Genomic DNA, 15,910 nt, shown 5'->3' on the forward strand with positions numbered 1-15,910 from the left:
AAAATGCGTAAATATATCTTGGGAATCGCCCTTGCCGCCGCGCTGATGTGCGGGACGAAATCGTATGCACAATACAACCGGGAATATTTTTTCTGGGTCGGACGTTCGTGCATGATGAACAACGATTACCAAGAGGCCATCCGCACGCTCAACACCCTGCTGCGTTTCGACGAAAACGCCTTCGAAGGCTATTTCCTGCGCGGCATCGCCAAATACAACCTCGACGACCTGCTGGGCGCCGAAGCCGATTTCTCGACCGCGATCCGCATGAATCCGGTCTACACGCAGGCCTACACCTACCGCGCCATCACCCGCTCGCGGCTGGGCAACTACGACGACGCGCTGCAGGACTTCCGCGAAGCCATCGAGCTGCGTCCCGACCTGCCGGGACCCTATTACAGCCGCGGCGTCACGCGTCTTTTGAACCAGCAGTTCACCGAGGCCATCGACGATTTCGACAAGTTCATCCGTCAGGAGAACAAGGTCGCCGACGCCTTTATCTGCCGCGGCCTGAGTTACCTGCATCTCAAGGACACGGTCCGCGCCTACGACAATTTCAACACCGCCATCCGCACCAACCGCGAGAACCCCAACGGTTACAACCGCCGGGGCGGTCTCTACATGGAGCAGAAGCGTTATCCCGAAGCCGAAGCCGACTTCAACAAGGCGATCGAGTGCGACTCGACCTACCTGCTGTCATACTTCAACCGGGCACTGGTCTACTCGAACACCAACCGCCCGATGCTGGCCTTGTCGGACTTCGACAAGGTGATCCAGCTCGATTCGACCAACTCGCTGACCTACTTCAACCGCGCCATGCTGCGCACGCAGATCGGCGACTACAACCGCGCACTGGAGGATTACGACAAAGTGGCGCTCTATTCGCCCAACAACGTGCTGGTATACTACAACCGCGCGGGCGTATACGCCCAGCTGGGCGAGATCGAAAAAGCCGCCGAGGACTATACCTCGGCCATCAAGCTCTATCCCGACTTCGCCAACGCCTATATCTACCGCGGCCGCCTGCGCGAGCTGCTGCGCGACCCGCAGGGCGCCAAGAAGGACCGCGACACGGCGCAGAAGAAAATCGCGGAATACCGCTCGCGCCTGAGCGACAGCACCTATTCGATATTCGCCGATACGACGCAGCGCTTCGACCGCCTGCTGTCATTCGACAGCAAATTCTCAGGCGGCAGTTTCGACCGCGTGACGGGCCACAACGGCGGACGCGAAGAGATGCGCCTGCTGCCGCTGTTCAAATTCACGCTGATGCGCCCCGACACCGTGCCGGCCGTGGAGCGTTACCACGTGCAGCGCGTCGAAGACTTCAAGAAACGCGTGGACAACGAATTCCTGACGCTTTCGTGGCGCGAAACCAACATTGCGCCCGACACGCTCGTGATGCTCGACAAGCAGTATGTCGAGGAGCTGAAAGCGGCGGAAACCTCGTGGACGGTGCTCTTCGAGCGCGGCGTCTCGCAGGCGCTCATCAAGCAGTACACCAATGCCGTCAATACCTTCTCGTCGGCCATCGAGCTGAATCCGAGCAACCCGTTCCTCTACCTGAACCGCTCGACCACGCGCGCCGAGATGATCGACTTCATCTCGTCGATCGACAACTCCTACCAGCGCATCACCATCGACTCGGACCCGGCGAACCGGCTGAACAACAACAGCAAACGCACGTACAGCTACGACGAGGCGGTAGCCGACCTGAACAAGGCCATCAAGCTCTTCCCCGATCTGGCCTACAGCTACTACAACCGCGCGAACCTGCGGGCCTTGTCGGGAAGCCTGCCCGAAGCGTTCGAAGACTACACGAAGGCCATCGAACTCAACCCCAATTTCGCCGAGGCGTATTACAACCGCGGCATCATACAGATATTCATGAAGGACACGCGCAAAGGGTGTCTCGACATTTCGAAGGCCGGCGAACTGGGTATCGTCGAGGCTTACGAGGTGCTGAAACGTTACGCGCCGACGGAGAAGTAAGCTAACTCAAATCAAATAACTATGACGGAAATTATCCAACGAAAACTCAACGATTCGGCATTCGTCCGCTGGACGGCGCTGATTCTGATCGCGCTGACGATGTTCTTCGGCTACATGTTCGTAGACATGATGTCGCCGCTGCAGAGCATGATCGAGGCCCAGCGCGGCTGGACGCCCGACGTCTTCGGCATGTACGGAAGCTCGGAGTTCATTTTCAACGTCTTCGGATTCCTGATTCTGGCGGGCATCATCCTCGACAAGATGGGCATACGCTTCACGGGAGTGCTCTCGGCGTCCCTGATGTTCATCGGCGCCAGCATCAAGTATTACGGAGTGAGCGACGCCTTCATCGGTTCGGGCATCGAAACGTGGCTCAACAGCTGGTGGGTATCGTTTCCGGGCAGCGCCAAACTCGCATCGCTGGGATTCATGATCTTCGGCTGCGGCATGGAGATGGCCGGCATCACCGTATCGAAGACCATCGCCAAATGGTTCGAAGGCAAGGAGATGGCACTGGCCATGGGACTCGAAATGGCCATCGCCCGCGTGGGCGTATTCGCCGTGTTCACCATCTCGCCGTGGCTGGCCAACATGGCGCCGGCAACGGTCGTACGTCCGGTGGCGTTCTGCACCCTGCTGCTGCTGATCGGCCTGCTGACCTACGTGGTCTTTACGTTCATGGACCGCAAGCTGGACAAACAGCTGGGACTCGACGCCAAAGGCAACAACAGCTCGGAAGAGGAGTTCCGCGTCAGCGACCTCGGCAAAATATTCGGCAGCAAGGTCTTCTGGATCGTCGCCATGCTCTGCGTGCTCTACTACTCGGCGATCTTCCCCTTCCAGCGTTTCGCCACGAACATGCTGGAGAGCAACCTCGGCGTCTCGGCCCAGACGGCCGCCGACATCTTCCGCTGGTTCCCGATGGGCGCCGCGGCCATCACGCCACTGCTCGGCAGCTACCTCGACCATAAGGGCAAGGGCGCTACGATGCTGATCTTCGGTGCAATTCTGATGACGGTCTGCCACCTGATCTTCGCCTTCGTACTTCCGGCCTATCCGAGCACGCTGATCGCCTACGGCGCGATCATCATTCTCGGCATCTCGTTCTCGCTGGTTCCCGCGGCCCTCTGGCCCTCGGTTCCCAAGATCATGGAGACCCGCTATCTGGGTTCGGCATACTCGCTGATCTTCTGGATTCAGAACATCGGGCTGTGCCTCTTCCCGGCCGTGATCGGCTATGCGCTCAAATTCAGCAACCCCGGCCATATCGACGGTACAGCCTACAACTATACGCTTCCGATGGTGATCTTCGCAAGCTGCGGCGTCGTCGCCATGCTGCTCGGCATATGGCTCAAAGCCGAGGACCGCAGGAAACATTACGGGCTTGAACTGCCCAATATCAAGAAGTAGCCAAACTACGATAAGTAAATGAAGAGGAAGGGCTGTCGTGCGATGCACGGCGGCCCTTTATAATTTACTGCTACATAGCCCGTTAATCGTACAGTGCCGAAGCGGCGGCACCGCATCGAGGGAGAGAAAAACAGCCGAAGGTTGCTATTAGTAATATTTTTTACTATATTTACAACCAAGTTGTTAGGTTAAAACAGACAGGATAAAACGTAAAAATCAGCGTAACGAACTTACAGTTTGTTACTTCAGACTTCGCACCCGGCGGAAGCGGGGCGGATACGGTTTGTTCGATTAAAACGAAAAAACAATGTGTGATCCCATCAAATCAATCGCCAACCGCCTGCGCGAATTGCGCGAAGTGCTCGAACTCTCGGCGCAGGAGGTGGCGGAGAGCTGTCATCTCCGGGTCGAAGAGTATATGGCGCTGGAGAGCGGCGAAAGCGACATCTCGGTAAACGTCCTGCAGACCATAGCCCGCCGTTACGGAATCAGTCTGGACGTGCTCATGTTCGGCGAAGAGCCCAAGATGAACGCCTATTTCATCACCCGTGCGGGTGCGGGCGTGTCGGTCGAACGGCGCAAAGCCTACAAGTACGAAGCGCTGGCGTCGGGATTCCGCGACCGGAAAGCCGATCCCTTCATCGTGACGGTAGAACCCGCTCCGGCCGACGCCCCGATGCACCTGAACAGTCACGAAGGGCAGGAGATGAACTACGTGCTCGAAGGGCGTCTGCTGCTGAGTCTGAACGGGAAAGAATTGGTGTTGAACGTCGGTGACAGTCTCTATTTCGATTCCAGCCTGCCGCACGGAATGAAGGCGCTCGACGGGCGGCCGGTCCGCTTTCTGGCGATAATCATGTAAGCTATGGTAGAGAGATTCTTACAGCAAACGGCCTTCCGCTCGCAGGAGGATTACAGAAAGAACCTGCATATCCGCGTCCCGGAGAATTTCAACTTCGCGTATGACGTGGTGGACGCCTACGCGGAGGAACAGCCCGACCGGAAAGCGCTGCTCTGGACGAACGATCAGGGTGCGGAGATTCAGTTCACGTTCGCCGACATGAAGCGGGAGACCGACCGCACGGCCTCCTATTTCCAGAGTCTCGGCATCGGAAAGGGCGACGTGGTGATGCTGATTCTCAAACGGAGATACGAATTCTGGTTTTCGATCCTCGCCCTGCACAAGCTGGGGGCGGTCGTGATTCCGGCGACTCACCTGCTGACCAAGAAAGACGTCGTGTACCGGTGCAACACGGCCGGAATCAAGGCGATCGTCGCGGCGGGCGAACGGGTGATCGCCGACCACGTGGCGGCGGCCATGCCGGAAAGCCCGACGACCGAGCTGCTGATAAGCGTCGGGCCGGAAATTCCCGAAGGATTCCTCGATTTCCACGCGGGAATCGCAAACGCCGCCCCTTTCGTGCGTCCGCAGCGGGTGAACGCCAACGACGATATCATGATGATGTACTTCACATCGGGGACCACGGGCGAACCTAAAATGGTGGCGCACGACTTCACCTATCCGCTGGGGCATATCAGCACGGGGTGTTTTTGGCACAACCTGCACGACGGGAGCCTGCACCTGACGATCGCCGACACGGGATGGGCGAAGGCCGCTTGGGGCAAGCTGTACGGGCAATGGCTGGCCGGAGCCAATATTTTCGTCTACGACCACGAGAAATTTACGCCGGCGGACATCCTGCACAAGATCGAACAGTACCGCATCACCTCGCTGTGCGCCCCACCCACTATCTACCGCTTTCTGATCCGCGAAGACCTCTCGAAATACGACCTCTCGTCGCTCGAATACTGCACCACGGCCGGAGAAGCATTGAACGGGGCCGTCTACGACACCTTCAAGCAGCTGACGGGCGTCCGGCTGATGGAGGGTTTCGGGCAGACCGAAACGACGCTCACGCTCGCCACTTTCCCGTGGATGGAGCCGAAGCCCGGCAGCATGGGCGTGCCCAACCCCCAGTACGAAATCGACCTGCTGACGCCCGACGGACGTTCGGCCGAGGACGGCGAACAGGGGCAGATCGTGATCCGCACCGACAAGGGAAAACCGCTGGGGCTGTTCAAGGAGTACTACCTGAACGACGAACTCACGCGCGAGGTCTGGCACGACGGAGTTTATTACACGGGCGACGTGGCATGGCGCGACGAGGACGGCTATTTCTGGTTCGTGGGGCGTGCCGACGACGTGATCAAGAGTTCGGGCTACCGCATCGGCCCCTTCGAGGTGGAGAGCGCGCTGATGACCCACCCCGCCGTGGTGGAGTGCGCCATTACGGGCGTGCCCGACGAAATCCGCGGACAGGTGGTCAAGGCGACGATCATCCTCGGCGAAAAGTACAGGGCGCAGGCCGGGGAAGCGCTGATCAAAGAGCTGCAGAACCACGTGAAGCGGATCACGGCGCCTTACAAGTATCCGCGCATCATCGAATTCGTGGAGGAGCTGCCCAAGACGATCAGCGGCAAAATCCGCCGCAAGGAGATTCGCAACGGGGATGAAAAACGGTAATCCCCGCCGGGGCGGACCTATCCGCCGGCAGATTTCCGGAGCCAGCCGGATACCAGAACCTTGCTGAATTGCCCGGAATCTGCAGGGTTGCCCGGAATCTGCAGGGTTGCCCGGAGTTTTCGGGTTACCCGGAGTTTTCGGGCTGCAGTTCGGGAACTTGGCCGGGCGCTGTTCCTGCGACCGAGGTCCGGCTCCGCCGCGAGATACACCCCTCTTTCTATTCCGATCGCCTGAAACAAATGTTTCGGGCGATCGTGTTTTTTTGGGTTCGGAGGGCAGCTACGATTAAGGCACGCCCGCGCCAGCATCTCGATACGCTCCGCAACGACTCGATGCGGCCCGCATCCCAATGCCCCGCGGGATCAGCGTACTCGCAGGATCAGCGGACCTGCCGATCAGCGGACCTGCCGATCAGCGGACCCGTTCGTACAGCTCCGTAATGCGGCTGCACATCTCTTCCCACGAAAAACGCTTGCGCTCCTCGATGCAGTTCAGTCGGAAACGCTCGATCGCGTCACCCTCGTACATCTTCGCAACGGCTTCGGCGACGCCCTGCGCCGTCGGTTCGCACACATACCCTACCCGTCCGTCGGGCACGATTTCGGCCAGCCCCCCGACATCGGTGACGACCATCGGAACGCAAAACTGATAGGCGATCTGCGTCACGCCGCTCTGCGTGGCCGTTTTATAGGGCTGCACGACGAAATCGGCGGCCGAAAAATAGTATTTCACCTGCTCGTCGGGAATAAAGCGGTCGTGAAGAATCACGTCGTCCTGCAAGCCGTTGTCGGCGATCTGACGCAGGTAACGCTCCTTCGGGGTGTAGAATTCGCCGGCGACGATGAGTTTGCGCCCTTCGGCGCGCCCCGCGCGTTTCAATTCGGCCCACGCATCGAGCAGCAGATCGAGTCCCTTATAATCGCGGATCAGGCCGAAAAACAGCGCGTAACCCACCGCAGGATCGAGCCCCAGCCGGACGCACGCTTCGGAGCGCGCCACCCGCTCGCCGAAATTTTCGAACAGCGGATGCGGCGAGAAGAGTGCCGGAGCCTTGCTGTAGGCTTCCAGTTCGCGGTGCACCTGCTCGGACATATAGACGAAGCCGTCCACGGCCCGCAGGTAGTAACGGTTGAAGGGCTTATCGGTCAGGAGGCGTTCATGCGGCTCGACATTGTCGATCTGGCAGAGGACCTTCGTATGGCCGTTGCCGCGCGCGATGCGCGCGATGGTGCCGAAGCAGGGCGCCATGAAGGGCGTCCAGTACTTCATCAGCACGAAGTCGGGCCGCTCCCGGCGGATGCGGCGGCCCACGCGGAGCCAGTTGAAGGGATTGACCGTATTGACGCACCGGCAGATGTCGAGGTCGGCGGGAGGCGGCGTATCGACGGTCTGGCTCTTGCCGGGGAAGAGCAGCGACGGATATTGCAGCGTAAAGGTTTTGATATCGACCTCATTGCCCCGCAGCCGGAACGTGCGGGCCATGATCTCCATGATCGAAGCCAATCCCCCGCGGTAGGGGTGCGCAGGTCCTAAAATTGTAATTTTCATAGTACAAATATAGGAAAATATGCGACATGGCAACCGTTTTCCCGCTCTTTATCGCCGACGCAGAGGGCGCATCGGCGGATCGGCCGCCCGCAGGCACGGAAAATCCCCGCCGAAGCGGGGACTTCCCGTGCCGCAGAGGGCAGAAACGCATATACGATTAAAAAACGGGATCCGGCCCGGAAGGCATCCGCGGTGCCGGTCCGGCAGGACGGACTATTCTCCGTCGCCGGGGTGTCCGAAGCTCTTGGCGGCGTGCTTGCTTCCCGCGGCGGATTGCAGCGCGAGGTACTCCTCGCCGTAGTCGAGTACGTTTTGCAGTTCGGTGCGGAAGGTGTCGAGGTGCTGCTCCTCCTCGGCGATGATGTCCTGAAACATCTTGTGCGTAACGGCATCCTTGTGCTCGGAAGCGATGCGCGAAGCCTCGTTGTAGGAATCTATGGTGCTCTGCTCCAGCTGCAGCGCCAAACGGAGCATGTCCTTGACGTCGGTCACCTGCCGGGTGCGGAACGAAGCGTTCATATCGACGTCGCCCTGCAGGAAGAGGATGCGGTCGGAGAACTCTTCGATATGGCGCATCTCGGCGATCGAGATTTCGCGCATGATCTTCGAAAGGTACTGATAGCGGTCATCCTCGAAATGGGTGTGGAAATACATGTACTGGAGTGAAGTGGCGATTTCCTTGCCCACGGCATCGTTCAGCAGGTCGATGCTCACCTGATACTTGTTTTGTGTTTTAACTGCGTTTTCCATAATGAAAAAGGTTTTGCAGCCGTAACTGCAAAACCCGTTCCACGAAGCAGATGCGGGACACGCCCCGCAGGCTTATTTCCACTCGATAGAGGCGCGCACGGCCGGAGTGCCCTCGTCGCTGCGTATCTCGAAAAGCGCCGTGCGGCCACGCTGCTCGTAACCGACGCTAAGCGTCTGGCCGTAACGGCATTCGCGCAGGAAATGGATGTCGAAGCGCACCGGCGTCTCCTGCATGAGCAGTTCGACGGGCAGCATGTCGATCATCATTTCGATATAGCGCATCGTATTGACGTGGCGGTTGAAGTCGATGTCGCTGTAGACCACCTTGTGTTCGACCGTCTGCGCAGGATTCACCTCGCGGATCTTGCGGGGCTTGTCGGTCGGCGACGGAGCGTCGACGATGGCGTCGGCGTGGGCGTCGCCCACCCACGACAGGTCGAGCGCCGAACGGCTCCGAAGGTCGATCATCGCCCACTGCGTCACGGCACGGCCGAATTCGGTCCCCGCGGCATCGGTCAGCGTGAAGTTACGCGTGGAGAGCACCCGGCCGTATTCGTTGATCCACGTGGCGATGGTGTAATCGGTATACTGCGTGGGCTGGCTGTCAAATTCGACAGCCATGCGCGAGAGGACCCACGAGTGGTTGTCGGCATTCAGCGCGTCCACGCCGAAGCCCTTGCCGTGGGCGTCGACGCCCGCCGTATTGAGGATGGCCGAACCGAGCGAGGGAATCGTAGCCCTCAGCGTGAAATCCACGTCCTGCGGTTCGACACGGTAATTATAATGCGATTTTTCTGCCATATTGCTGATTTTTAACGTTGCGTCCCGACAAAGATACGTTTTTTGCAGATATTTTCGTATATTTGTTTGACTATTAACCCTTATTAAAAATCGTTAGTTATGGAAATGAAAAAACTCGACTTCGCGGAAACGCTGAAGGATTCGATCGCCATCGGCGTGAAAAACGCCCCGTCGGTGGTCGTAGCAGTGGCCTTGTGGCTCGTGACGATCTGGATACCCTATATCAATATAGGGACGACCATCGCCATCAGCCTGCTGCCTGTCGAACTGGCCAAAGGCAGCGTAATCAACCCGCTCGGAATTTTCGACAGCAAATACCGCCGCTACATGGGCGAGTACCTCATCACGGCCGGCCTGATGGTGATTCCGATCTACATCGCCTTCGTATTCATGATCGTGCCGGGCATCGTGCTGTCCCTGTCATGGGCGCTTTCGTTCTATTTCCTGCTCGGCAAGGGCAAAAATCCGATGCAGGCCATCAAGGCGTCGAACGACGCGACGTACGGCAGCAAGTGGACGATGTTCCCCGTGACGCTGGTATTCGGCATCATGGTGGGCATCGTATTCGGCATCTTGTTCGCCATTTGTCTGGCCATCAACGTCGGCTTCATCACCTTCCTCGTCATGTTCGTCCTGATCGTGCTCGCGGCTTCGGTCCGGATGGCGATCGACGCATCGTTCTGGAAACAGCTGAAAGACAACGTGGAATAAGTTTACGGCACTATTTCCCAAAGACGGCCTGCGGGTCGTCTTTTTTTGTCTAGGACCAAATATTTTATCGAAAAACGATAAATATTATTTGTTTTTCGAAAGTAAATGCTAAATTTGCACTATCGAAACTTAAAAACCGAAGGTATGCAGAACAAAAAGAGACTGCACAAACATTTGCTGATGATCTACATCATCTACTTCGCGGCGCTGATCGTCGGCTTCGCCGCGAGTTTCGTGCCCGACTTTTCGCGGGGATGGCGCAACGCGCAGAATACGCTGGAGATGGAAATTCCGCAGGGAGGCATACGCTCCTACTACGTTTCGGCTCCGGTCATCCGCTCCGCCGGCGAACCTATAGGCATCGACAACCTGCCGGAGAACATCACCCCGACGATCAGCCGTCTCGACCTGAAGGTGACCGTGGACGAAGCCTACACGCTGGGCAACGCATTCAAGGTGATGGGCAACAACAGCTTCTGCTACCTGCTGATGGTCATCACGGGCCTTTCGTACCTGACGATCCTCGTACTGATCGCACTGATCATCAACTCGCTCCGCATGTCGATCCGCGACGAGCAGCCGCTACGCCACAGCAACATCCTGCGCACGCGCGCCATCGGCATCCTAATTCTCGTGGGCGAGTTGAGCGAAGCCTTCATGAAGTACCTCAACAACAACGAGGCCGTCCGCCTGCTCGAAGGAACCTCCTTCGAAGTCGTGCAGACATTTCCGCTGAGTTACTGGAACGTGATCGTCGGCATTCTGTTCCTCTTCATGGCCGAAGTGCTCTCACTCGGCACGCAGCTCAGCGAAGAGCAGAAACTGACTATCTAAAAACAACGTAATTACCATGATAACGACAGGAACGACAAATAACGGGGGGGGGACGACATTATGGCTATAATCATCAACATAGACGTCATGATGGCAAAGCGCAAGATGTCGCTCGGCGAACTCGCCGAACGCGTGGACATCACGCCCGCCAACCTCTCGATCCTCAAAAACGGGAAAGCGAAAGCCATCCGGTTCTCGACGCTCGAAGCGATCTGCCGCGAGCTGGACTGCCAGCCGGGAGACATCATCGAATACCGCCCGGACCAGCCGTCGGAAGAGTAACAAAAACCCCTTTATACGATCAATTATGAGAAAAATCACCATGCTCGTCATCGCGGCATTCGCAGTGACAAGCGCAGCGGCCCAGTTCAATCCGCAGCAGCCGATTCCGGCGGACAAGGACGTCCGCACGGGCAAGCTCGAAAACGGAATGACCTACTACATCCGCCACAACGAAAAGCCGAAAGGACAGGCCGACTTCTACATTCTGCACGACGTCGGCGCCATTCAGGAGAACGATTCCCAGCAGGGTCTCGCCCACTTCCTCGAACACATGGCCTTCAACGGCACCAAGAACCTCCCCGGCAAGATGCTGACGGAGTATCTCGAAAAAGTAGGCGTGAAATTCGGCGCCAACCTCAATGCCGGCACCGGCTGGGACCAGACGACCTACATGATGAAGGACGTCCCCACTTCGCGCGAAGGCATCATTGACAGCGCACTGCTGATCCTGCACGACTGGTCGCACTTCATCGCGCTCGAACCTGAGGAGATCGACTCCGAGCGCGGCGTCATCATGGAGGAGCTGCGCACCCGCGACGGTGCGTCGTGGCGTTCGACCATGAAGATGCTTCAGGCGCTCGGTAAGGACACAAAATACGAGCACCGCAACCTGATCGGCTACCTCGACGGACTGAAGGGCTTCCACCACAAGGAGCTGGAGGACTTCTACAACCAGTGGTACCGCCCCGATTATCAGGCGGTCGTCGTGGTCGGTGACATCGACGTGGATGCCGTAGAAAACAAGATCAAGACGCTCATGAGCGACATTCCGGTTCCCGCGGCCGACGCCGCCCGGAAGGAGACGATCACCGTTCCCGACAATGAGGACCCGATCATCAGCATCTACACCGATCCCGAAATGCAGGGTTCCAAAATCCAGCTCTTCGTGAAGCGTCCGGCGCTTCCCGAACAGATGAACAACCTGATATACGGCGAAATGTTCGACGTCATACAGGCCTACATGACCACCATGGAAAACGCACGTCTGCAGGAGATTTCGATGAAACCCGACGCACCGTTCCTCGGCGCAGGCATGGGTTCGGGCGAAATCGGCGTGATTCCGACGCTCAACGCGACGACGTTCGTGGCCATGACGCAGGACGGCAAACTGGCCGAAGGTTTCGAAGCCATCTACACCGAAATGGAGAAAGTCCGCCGCTACGGCTTTACGCAGGGCGAATTCGAACGCGCCCAGAACGACCTGATGCGCCGCGCCGAACGCGCCTACGCCAACCGCAACGACCGCCGCAACGGCGAGTTCGTACAGACCTATCTGAACAACTACTCGAAGAACACCCCGATGCCCGACGCCGAGACCGAGTGGCAGCTGGACAGCATGCTGATCAAGATGATCAACGTCGAGGCGGTCAACGGATTCGCCCAGCAGGTCATATATCCCCGCAATCAGGTGATCGTCGTCACGGCGCCCGAAAAGGAAGGCATCGTGAATCCGACGGCCGAGGAGCTGCTCGCCATCCGCGAGAAAGTCGCCAACGCCGAAATCGAGGCGTATGAGGACAACACCGTCAAGGAGCCGCTGATCCCGGAAGGCACCGTACTGAAAGGTTCGCCCGTAAAGAAAACGGCACAGGACGCCACGCTCGGCACGACCGAGTGGACGCTCGCCAACGGCGTGAAGGTAGTCGTGAAGCCCACGACCTACAAGGCCGACGAGGTGCGCATGAGCGCCGTGGCCAAAGGCGGACTGTCGATCCTCTCGGACGAGGAGTTCTACATGGGCGAGATGATGCCTGCATTCAACTCGATGTCGGGCGTCGGCAAATTCTCGGCGACGGATCTCAAGAAACAGCTTTCGGGCAAGTCGGCTTCGGTTCAGCCCTCGGTGGAGAACTATGCCAGCGCCGTGAACGGCTACTGCTCGCCCAAAGACCTCGAAACGATGATGCAGTTGCTCTACCTGAATTTCACGCAGCCGCGCTTCGACCAGAACGACTACAACACGCTGATGAAGATGCTGCGCTCGCAGCTCGACAACGTGAAGTCGAATCCCGACTACCTGATGGAGGAGAAATTCATCGACGTGGCCTACGGCAACAACCCGCGCCGCCAGATGATTTCGACCGAGATCATCGACAAGTTCAGCTTCGAAGCCCTGCCGGCGATCTACAGGAAGCTCTATCCGGACGCCAACAGCTTTACGTTCACCATCGTGGGCAATGTGGACCTCGACGCGCTGAAACCGCTCGTGGAGAAGTACATCGGTTCGATTCCCGTGTCGAAGAAGGCCATGACGTTCGCTGACGACAAGTGCGCCCCCGTCAAGGGCGACGTGACGGAGGAGTTCACGGCGCCGATGCAGCAGCCGAAAGTCTCGGTACACTACATGTTCTCCGGCAAGATGCCCTACACGCTCAAGGACAAAGCAGCCCTGACGTTCCTCACGCAGGCGCTCAACTCGCGCTACCTGATTTCGATCCGCGAGGAGAAGGGCGGCACGTACGGCGTGCAGGTTTCGGGTTCGACCGAGTATATCCCCGACGAGACCTACAAGCTGGATATCCGCTTCGACACGAACGAAGAGATGGCCGACGAGCTGCGCGAGATCGTGATGAAGGAGATCCGGGAGATCGCCGAGAACGGCCCCAAGACCGAGGACATCGAGAAGAACCGCGAATTCATGCTCAAGAGCTGGAAAAACAGTCTGGAGCAGAACGCCGGCTGGATGAACTACATTCAGGCCAAATACGGTCCGGGACTTGAATACCTGAAAGATTACGAGCAGGTGATCAGGTCGCTCACCAACGCCGACGTACAGGCCATGGCCAAGAAGGTCCTCGGTGACAACAACCTCGTGAAGGTCGTCATGCGCCCCGCGAAGGAAAAGGCCGAATAACAGACCTGAATCCGCTGAAAAAGCCAGCCGCCGCAACGGCTGGCTTTTTATTTGTCAGCCCGGCGAAAAACATTAACTTTGCAGACAATTAAAACAATCAGTTATCACCTATGCGCCAAAGTCTTCGGCTGGTTTCCGGCCTGTATCTCAAACTTAGCCTGCTCACAATCGCTGTAGGCTTCCTGTTACGCATCGTACTGCTCTTCAACGAGCAAACCACCGACCTCGGTTTCTCATTCGGCGAATGGCTGCAGGTTTTCCTGCTGGGCGCCGTGAACGACCTCTGCGCCGCGACGATCGGATTCGCGTTCCTATGGCTCTTCTCGATGAGCGTCTCCGAAACCAAGTACGGCAAACCGTGGGGCTACATCATCCTCGGAATTCTCGTTGCGGCATTCTGCTACGTGACCTTCTGCAACACGATCTTCGACGAATACGGCAGCGTCGCGCCGCAAATCGCCTCCGCCGTTTTGGGCTATTGGGCCGGCACGTTCGCCCTGCGTCTCTTTTTCAAGGGTTTCCGCAGCTACTGGACCACGGTATGGTTCGCGCTCATCATCACGCTCTACGTGGGCGCCATCCTCTTCAACGGACTCAGCGAATATTTCTTCTGGAGCGAATTCGGCGTACGCTACAACTTCATTGCGGTAGACTACCTCGTCTACACCAACGAGGTGGTCGGCAACATCATGGAGTCCTACCCCATCGTGCCGATGACGCTGGGGCTGATCCTCGTGACGCTGGTCGTGACATGGTATCTCTTCCGCCGCGATCTGGCCCTCGCCGACCGGCTGAAAGGCTGGCGCTGGAAAGCGGTCGCAGGACCGGCGTACATCGCCGCCGTGCTCCTCGCCGTCTGGCTGCTGAACTTCAACACCCGGTTTCAGGACAGCCAGAACGTCTATGTAAACGAGCTGCAGGCCAACGGACTCTACAAATTCTACGACGCATTCGTCAAGAACGAACTCAACTACAAGCAATTCTACATCACCGAACCCGAAGAGCAGGCCGAAGCCTTCGTCCATGGGATTTACGGCAGCACGGGCGACAACCTGCACGCCGTACGCTGCGAAGGACCCGAAATCCGCCGCAATATCGTGCTGATTACGATCGAGAGCATGAGTGCTTCGTTCATGGAGCGTTTCGGCAACACGAACCGTCTGACGCCCGTACTCGACTCGCTTTACAAGCAGGGACTCGCCTTCGACCGCGTATACGCGACAGGCAACCGCACGGTGCGCGGACTGGAAGCCGTAACCCTCTCGCTGCCGCCCTGCCCCGGCCAGAGCATCATCAAGCGGCCGAACAATGCCGGCATGCACTCCACGGGTGCGCTGCTGCGCGAAAAGGGCTATAACGTCAAGTATTTCTACGGCGGCAACAGCTACTTCGACAACATGGAGACCTTCTTTTCGGGCAACGGCTACGACATCGTGGACCAGCGGCAGTATGCGCCCGAAGAGATCACTTTCGCCAACATCTGGGGCGTATGCGACGAAGACGCCTACCGCAAGGTCATCCGCACGCTCAACGAAGACGCGCAGAGCGGCAAGCCCTTCTTCGCCCACGTCATGACGGTCAGCAACCACCGCCCCTTCACCTACCCGGCCGGAAAGATCAGCATTCCCCACGACTCGAAGTCCCGCAACGGCGGCGTGATGTATACCGACTACGCCCTCGGTGAGTTCTTCGCGGAAGCTTCGCGGCAGCCGTGGTTCGACAACACGATTTTCCTCGTCACGGCGGACCACTGCGCATCGAGCGCCGGCCGCACCGAGATTCCGCTGAACAAGTACCACATTCCGGCCCTGATCTACGCTCCGGGCTTCGTGGAGCCGCAGTGCGTCGACGGCATCGTCTCGCAGATCGACCTGATGCCTACGCTCCTCTCGCTGCTCAACATGAGCTACGATTCGCATTTCTTCGGCCGCAGCATATACGACAAGCAGTACGTCAACCGCGCATTCATCGCCACCTATCAGGATCTGGGCTACCTCGAAGGCGACGTGTTCACCATCCTCTCGCCCGTGCGGCGGTTCGAGCAATACCGCGTCGTTCCGACGGCGGAGAATCCCCACAACCTCGAACCGATGGAAGAGAAGAACCGGGAGCTGGTAACCCGCGCCGTCGGCTATTACCAGACTTCGGGCGAATGGAACAAACGCTGAGAAACGGACAAAAAGAGAGACCCGTCGTTGCAAATT

The 15,910-nt window shown here is 58.2% G+C and carries 12 protein-coding genes; 9 read left to right on the forward strand and 3 right to left on the reverse strand.

Translation table 11 applies throughout. The features are described 5' to 3' along the window. Positions 1 to 3 precede the first annotated feature (3 nt). From ACESTR_RS04090 to ACESTR_RS04105, 4 genes are all read left to right on the forward strand, one after another. A complete protein-coding gene (locus ACESTR_RS04090; RefSeq protein WP_014776224.1) occupies positions 4 to 1,992 on the forward strand; it encodes a tetratricopeptide repeat protein in 1,989 nt (662 codons plus the stop codon). A 21-nt stretch (positions 1,993 to 2,013) separates the two neighbouring features. Beyond that, entirely contained in the window at positions 2,014 to 3,402 is a 1,389-nt protein-coding gene (locus tag ACESTR_RS04095) for an MFS transporter (protein ID WP_014776223.1), read from the forward strand. Between the two features lie 307 nt (positions 3,403 to 3,709). Further along, entirely contained in the window at positions 3,710 to 4,264 is a 555-nt protein-coding gene (locus ACESTR_RS04100; RefSeq protein ID WP_130062591.1) for a helix-turn-helix domain-containing protein, read from the forward strand. Between the two features lie 3 nt (positions 4,265 to 4,267). After that, the gene (locus tag ACESTR_RS04105) at positions 4,268 to 5,926 is read left to right on the forward strand and encodes an AMP-binding protein (RefSeq protein WP_130062590.1); all 1,659 of its coding nucleotides are present in this window, start codon (positions 4,268 to 4,270) and stop codon (positions 5,924 to 5,926) included. A 411-nt stretch (positions 5,927 to 6,337) separates the two neighbouring features. Here ACESTR_RS04105 and ACESTR_RS04110 read toward each other — a convergent pair whose 3' ends face one another. The 3 genes from ACESTR_RS04110 to ACESTR_RS04120 form a co-directional block, all read right to left on the reverse strand. Next, entirely contained in the window at positions 6,338 to 7,474 is a 1,137-nt protein-coding gene (locus ACESTR_RS04110; RefSeq protein ID WP_276807459.1) for a glycosyltransferase, read from the reverse strand. Positions 7,475 to 7,687: 213 nt separating this feature from the next. Then, a complete protein-coding gene (locus tag ACESTR_RS04115) occupies positions 7,688 to 8,224 on the reverse strand; it encodes a ferritin-like domain-containing protein (protein ID WP_009597968.1) in 537 nt (178 codons plus the stop codon). A gap of 72 nt (positions 8,225 to 8,296) precedes the next feature. After that, on the reverse strand, positions 8,297 to 9,025 hold the full coding sequence (locus ACESTR_RS04120) for an acyl-[acyl-carrier-protein] thioesterase (RefSeq protein WP_009598007.1): 729 nt from the start codon (positions 9,023 to 9,025) through the stop codon (positions 8,297 to 8,299). Between the two features lie 99 nt (positions 9,026 to 9,124). Between ACESTR_RS04120 and ACESTR_RS04125 the strand changes: the two genes are divergently transcribed. The 5 genes from ACESTR_RS04125 (at position 9,125) to ACESTR_RS04145 (ending at position 15,874) form a co-directional block, all read left to right on the forward strand. Next, positions 9,125 to 9,736 (forward strand): hypothetical protein, encoded by a 612-nt coding sequence (locus tag ACESTR_RS04125; protein ID WP_373178859.1) that lies wholly within the window; start codon positions 9,125 to 9,127, stop codon positions 9,734 to 9,736. A 144-nt stretch (positions 9,737 to 9,880) separates the two neighbouring features. Next, positions 9,881 to 10,570 carry a DUF2975 domain-containing protein gene (locus tag ACESTR_RS04130; RefSeq protein ID WP_227042170.1) on the forward strand — a complete coding sequence of 230 codons (690 nt, stop codon included), beginning with the start codon at positions 9,881 to 9,883 and terminating at the stop codon, positions 10,568 to 10,570. A 60-nt stretch (positions 10,571 to 10,630) separates the two neighbouring features. Beyond that, the gene (locus tag ACESTR_RS04135; protein ID WP_009597909.1) at positions 10,631 to 10,852 is read left to right on the forward strand and encodes a helix-turn-helix domain-containing protein; all 222 of its coding nucleotides are present in this window, start codon (positions 10,631 to 10,633) and stop codon (positions 10,850 to 10,852) included. 40 nt (positions 10,853 to 10,892) lie between these two features. Next, positions 10,893 to 13,706: a M16 family metallopeptidase gene (locus tag ACESTR_RS04140; RefSeq protein WP_278713975.1), complete on the forward strand. Its 2,814-nt coding sequence runs from the start codon at positions 10,893 to 10,895 to the stop codon at positions 13,704 to 13,706. A 110-nt stretch (positions 13,707 to 13,816) separates the two neighbouring features. Beyond that, entirely contained in the window at positions 13,817 to 15,874 is a 2,058-nt protein-coding gene (locus ACESTR_RS04145) for an LTA synthase family protein (protein WP_022044530.1), read from the forward strand. Positions 15,875 to 15,910 lie beyond the last annotated feature (36 nt).

The sequence above is a fragment of the Alistipes sp. DJF_B185 genome (genome assembly GCF_964250025.1).
Lineage (GTDB): Bacteria > Bacteroidota > Bacteroidia > Bacteroidales > Rikenellaceae > Alistipes > Alistipes finegoldii.

What these genes read in the sequence shown, in the direction of transcription:
- ACESTR_RS04090 (WP_014776224.1), top strand. Translation starts at nt 4, where the DNA reads ATGCGTAAATATATCTTGGGAATCGCCCTTGCCGCCGCGCTGATGTGC.
- ACESTR_RS04095 (WP_014776223.1), top strand. Translation starts at nt 2,014, where the DNA reads ATGACGGAAATTATCCAACGAAAACTCAACGATTCGGCATTCGTCCGC.
- ACESTR_RS04100 (WP_130062591.1), top strand. Translation starts at nt 3,710, where the DNA reads ATGTGTGATCCCATCAAATCAATCGCCAACCGCCTGCGCGAATTGCGC.
- ACESTR_RS04105 (WP_130062590.1), top strand. Translation starts at nt 4,268, where the DNA reads ATGGTAGAGAGATTCTTACAGCAAACGGCCTTCCGCTCGCAGGAGGAT.
- ACESTR_RS04110 (WP_276807459.1), bottom strand. Translation starts at nt 7,474, where the DNA reads ATGAAAATTACAATTTTAGGACCTGCGCACCCCTACCGCGGGGGATTG.
- ACESTR_RS04115 (WP_009597968.1), bottom strand. Translation starts at nt 8,224, where the DNA reads ATGGAAAACGCAGTTAAAACACAAAACAAGTATCAGGTGAGCATCGAC.
- ACESTR_RS04120 (WP_009598007.1), bottom strand. Translation starts at nt 9,025, where the DNA reads ATGGCAGAAAAATCGCATTATAATTACCGTGTCGAACCGCAGGACGTG.
- ACESTR_RS04125 (WP_373178859.1), top strand. Translation starts at nt 9,125, where the DNA reads ATGGAAATGAAAAAACTCGACTTCGCGGAAACGCTGAAGGATTCGATC.
- ACESTR_RS04130 (WP_227042170.1), top strand. Translation starts at nt 9,881, where the DNA reads ATGCAGAACAAAAAGAGACTGCACAAACATTTGCTGATGATCTACATC.
- ACESTR_RS04135 (WP_009597909.1), top strand. Translation starts at nt 10,631, where the DNA reads ATGGCTATAATCATCAACATAGACGTCATGATGGCAAAGCGCAAGATG.
- ACESTR_RS04140 (WP_278713975.1), top strand. Translation starts at nt 10,893, where the DNA reads ATGCTCGTCATCGCGGCATTCGCAGTGACAAGCGCAGCGGCCCAGTTC.
- ACESTR_RS04145 (WP_022044530.1), top strand. Translation starts at nt 13,817, where the DNA reads ATGCGCCAAAGTCTTCGGCTGGTTTCCGGCCTGTATCTCAAACTTAGC.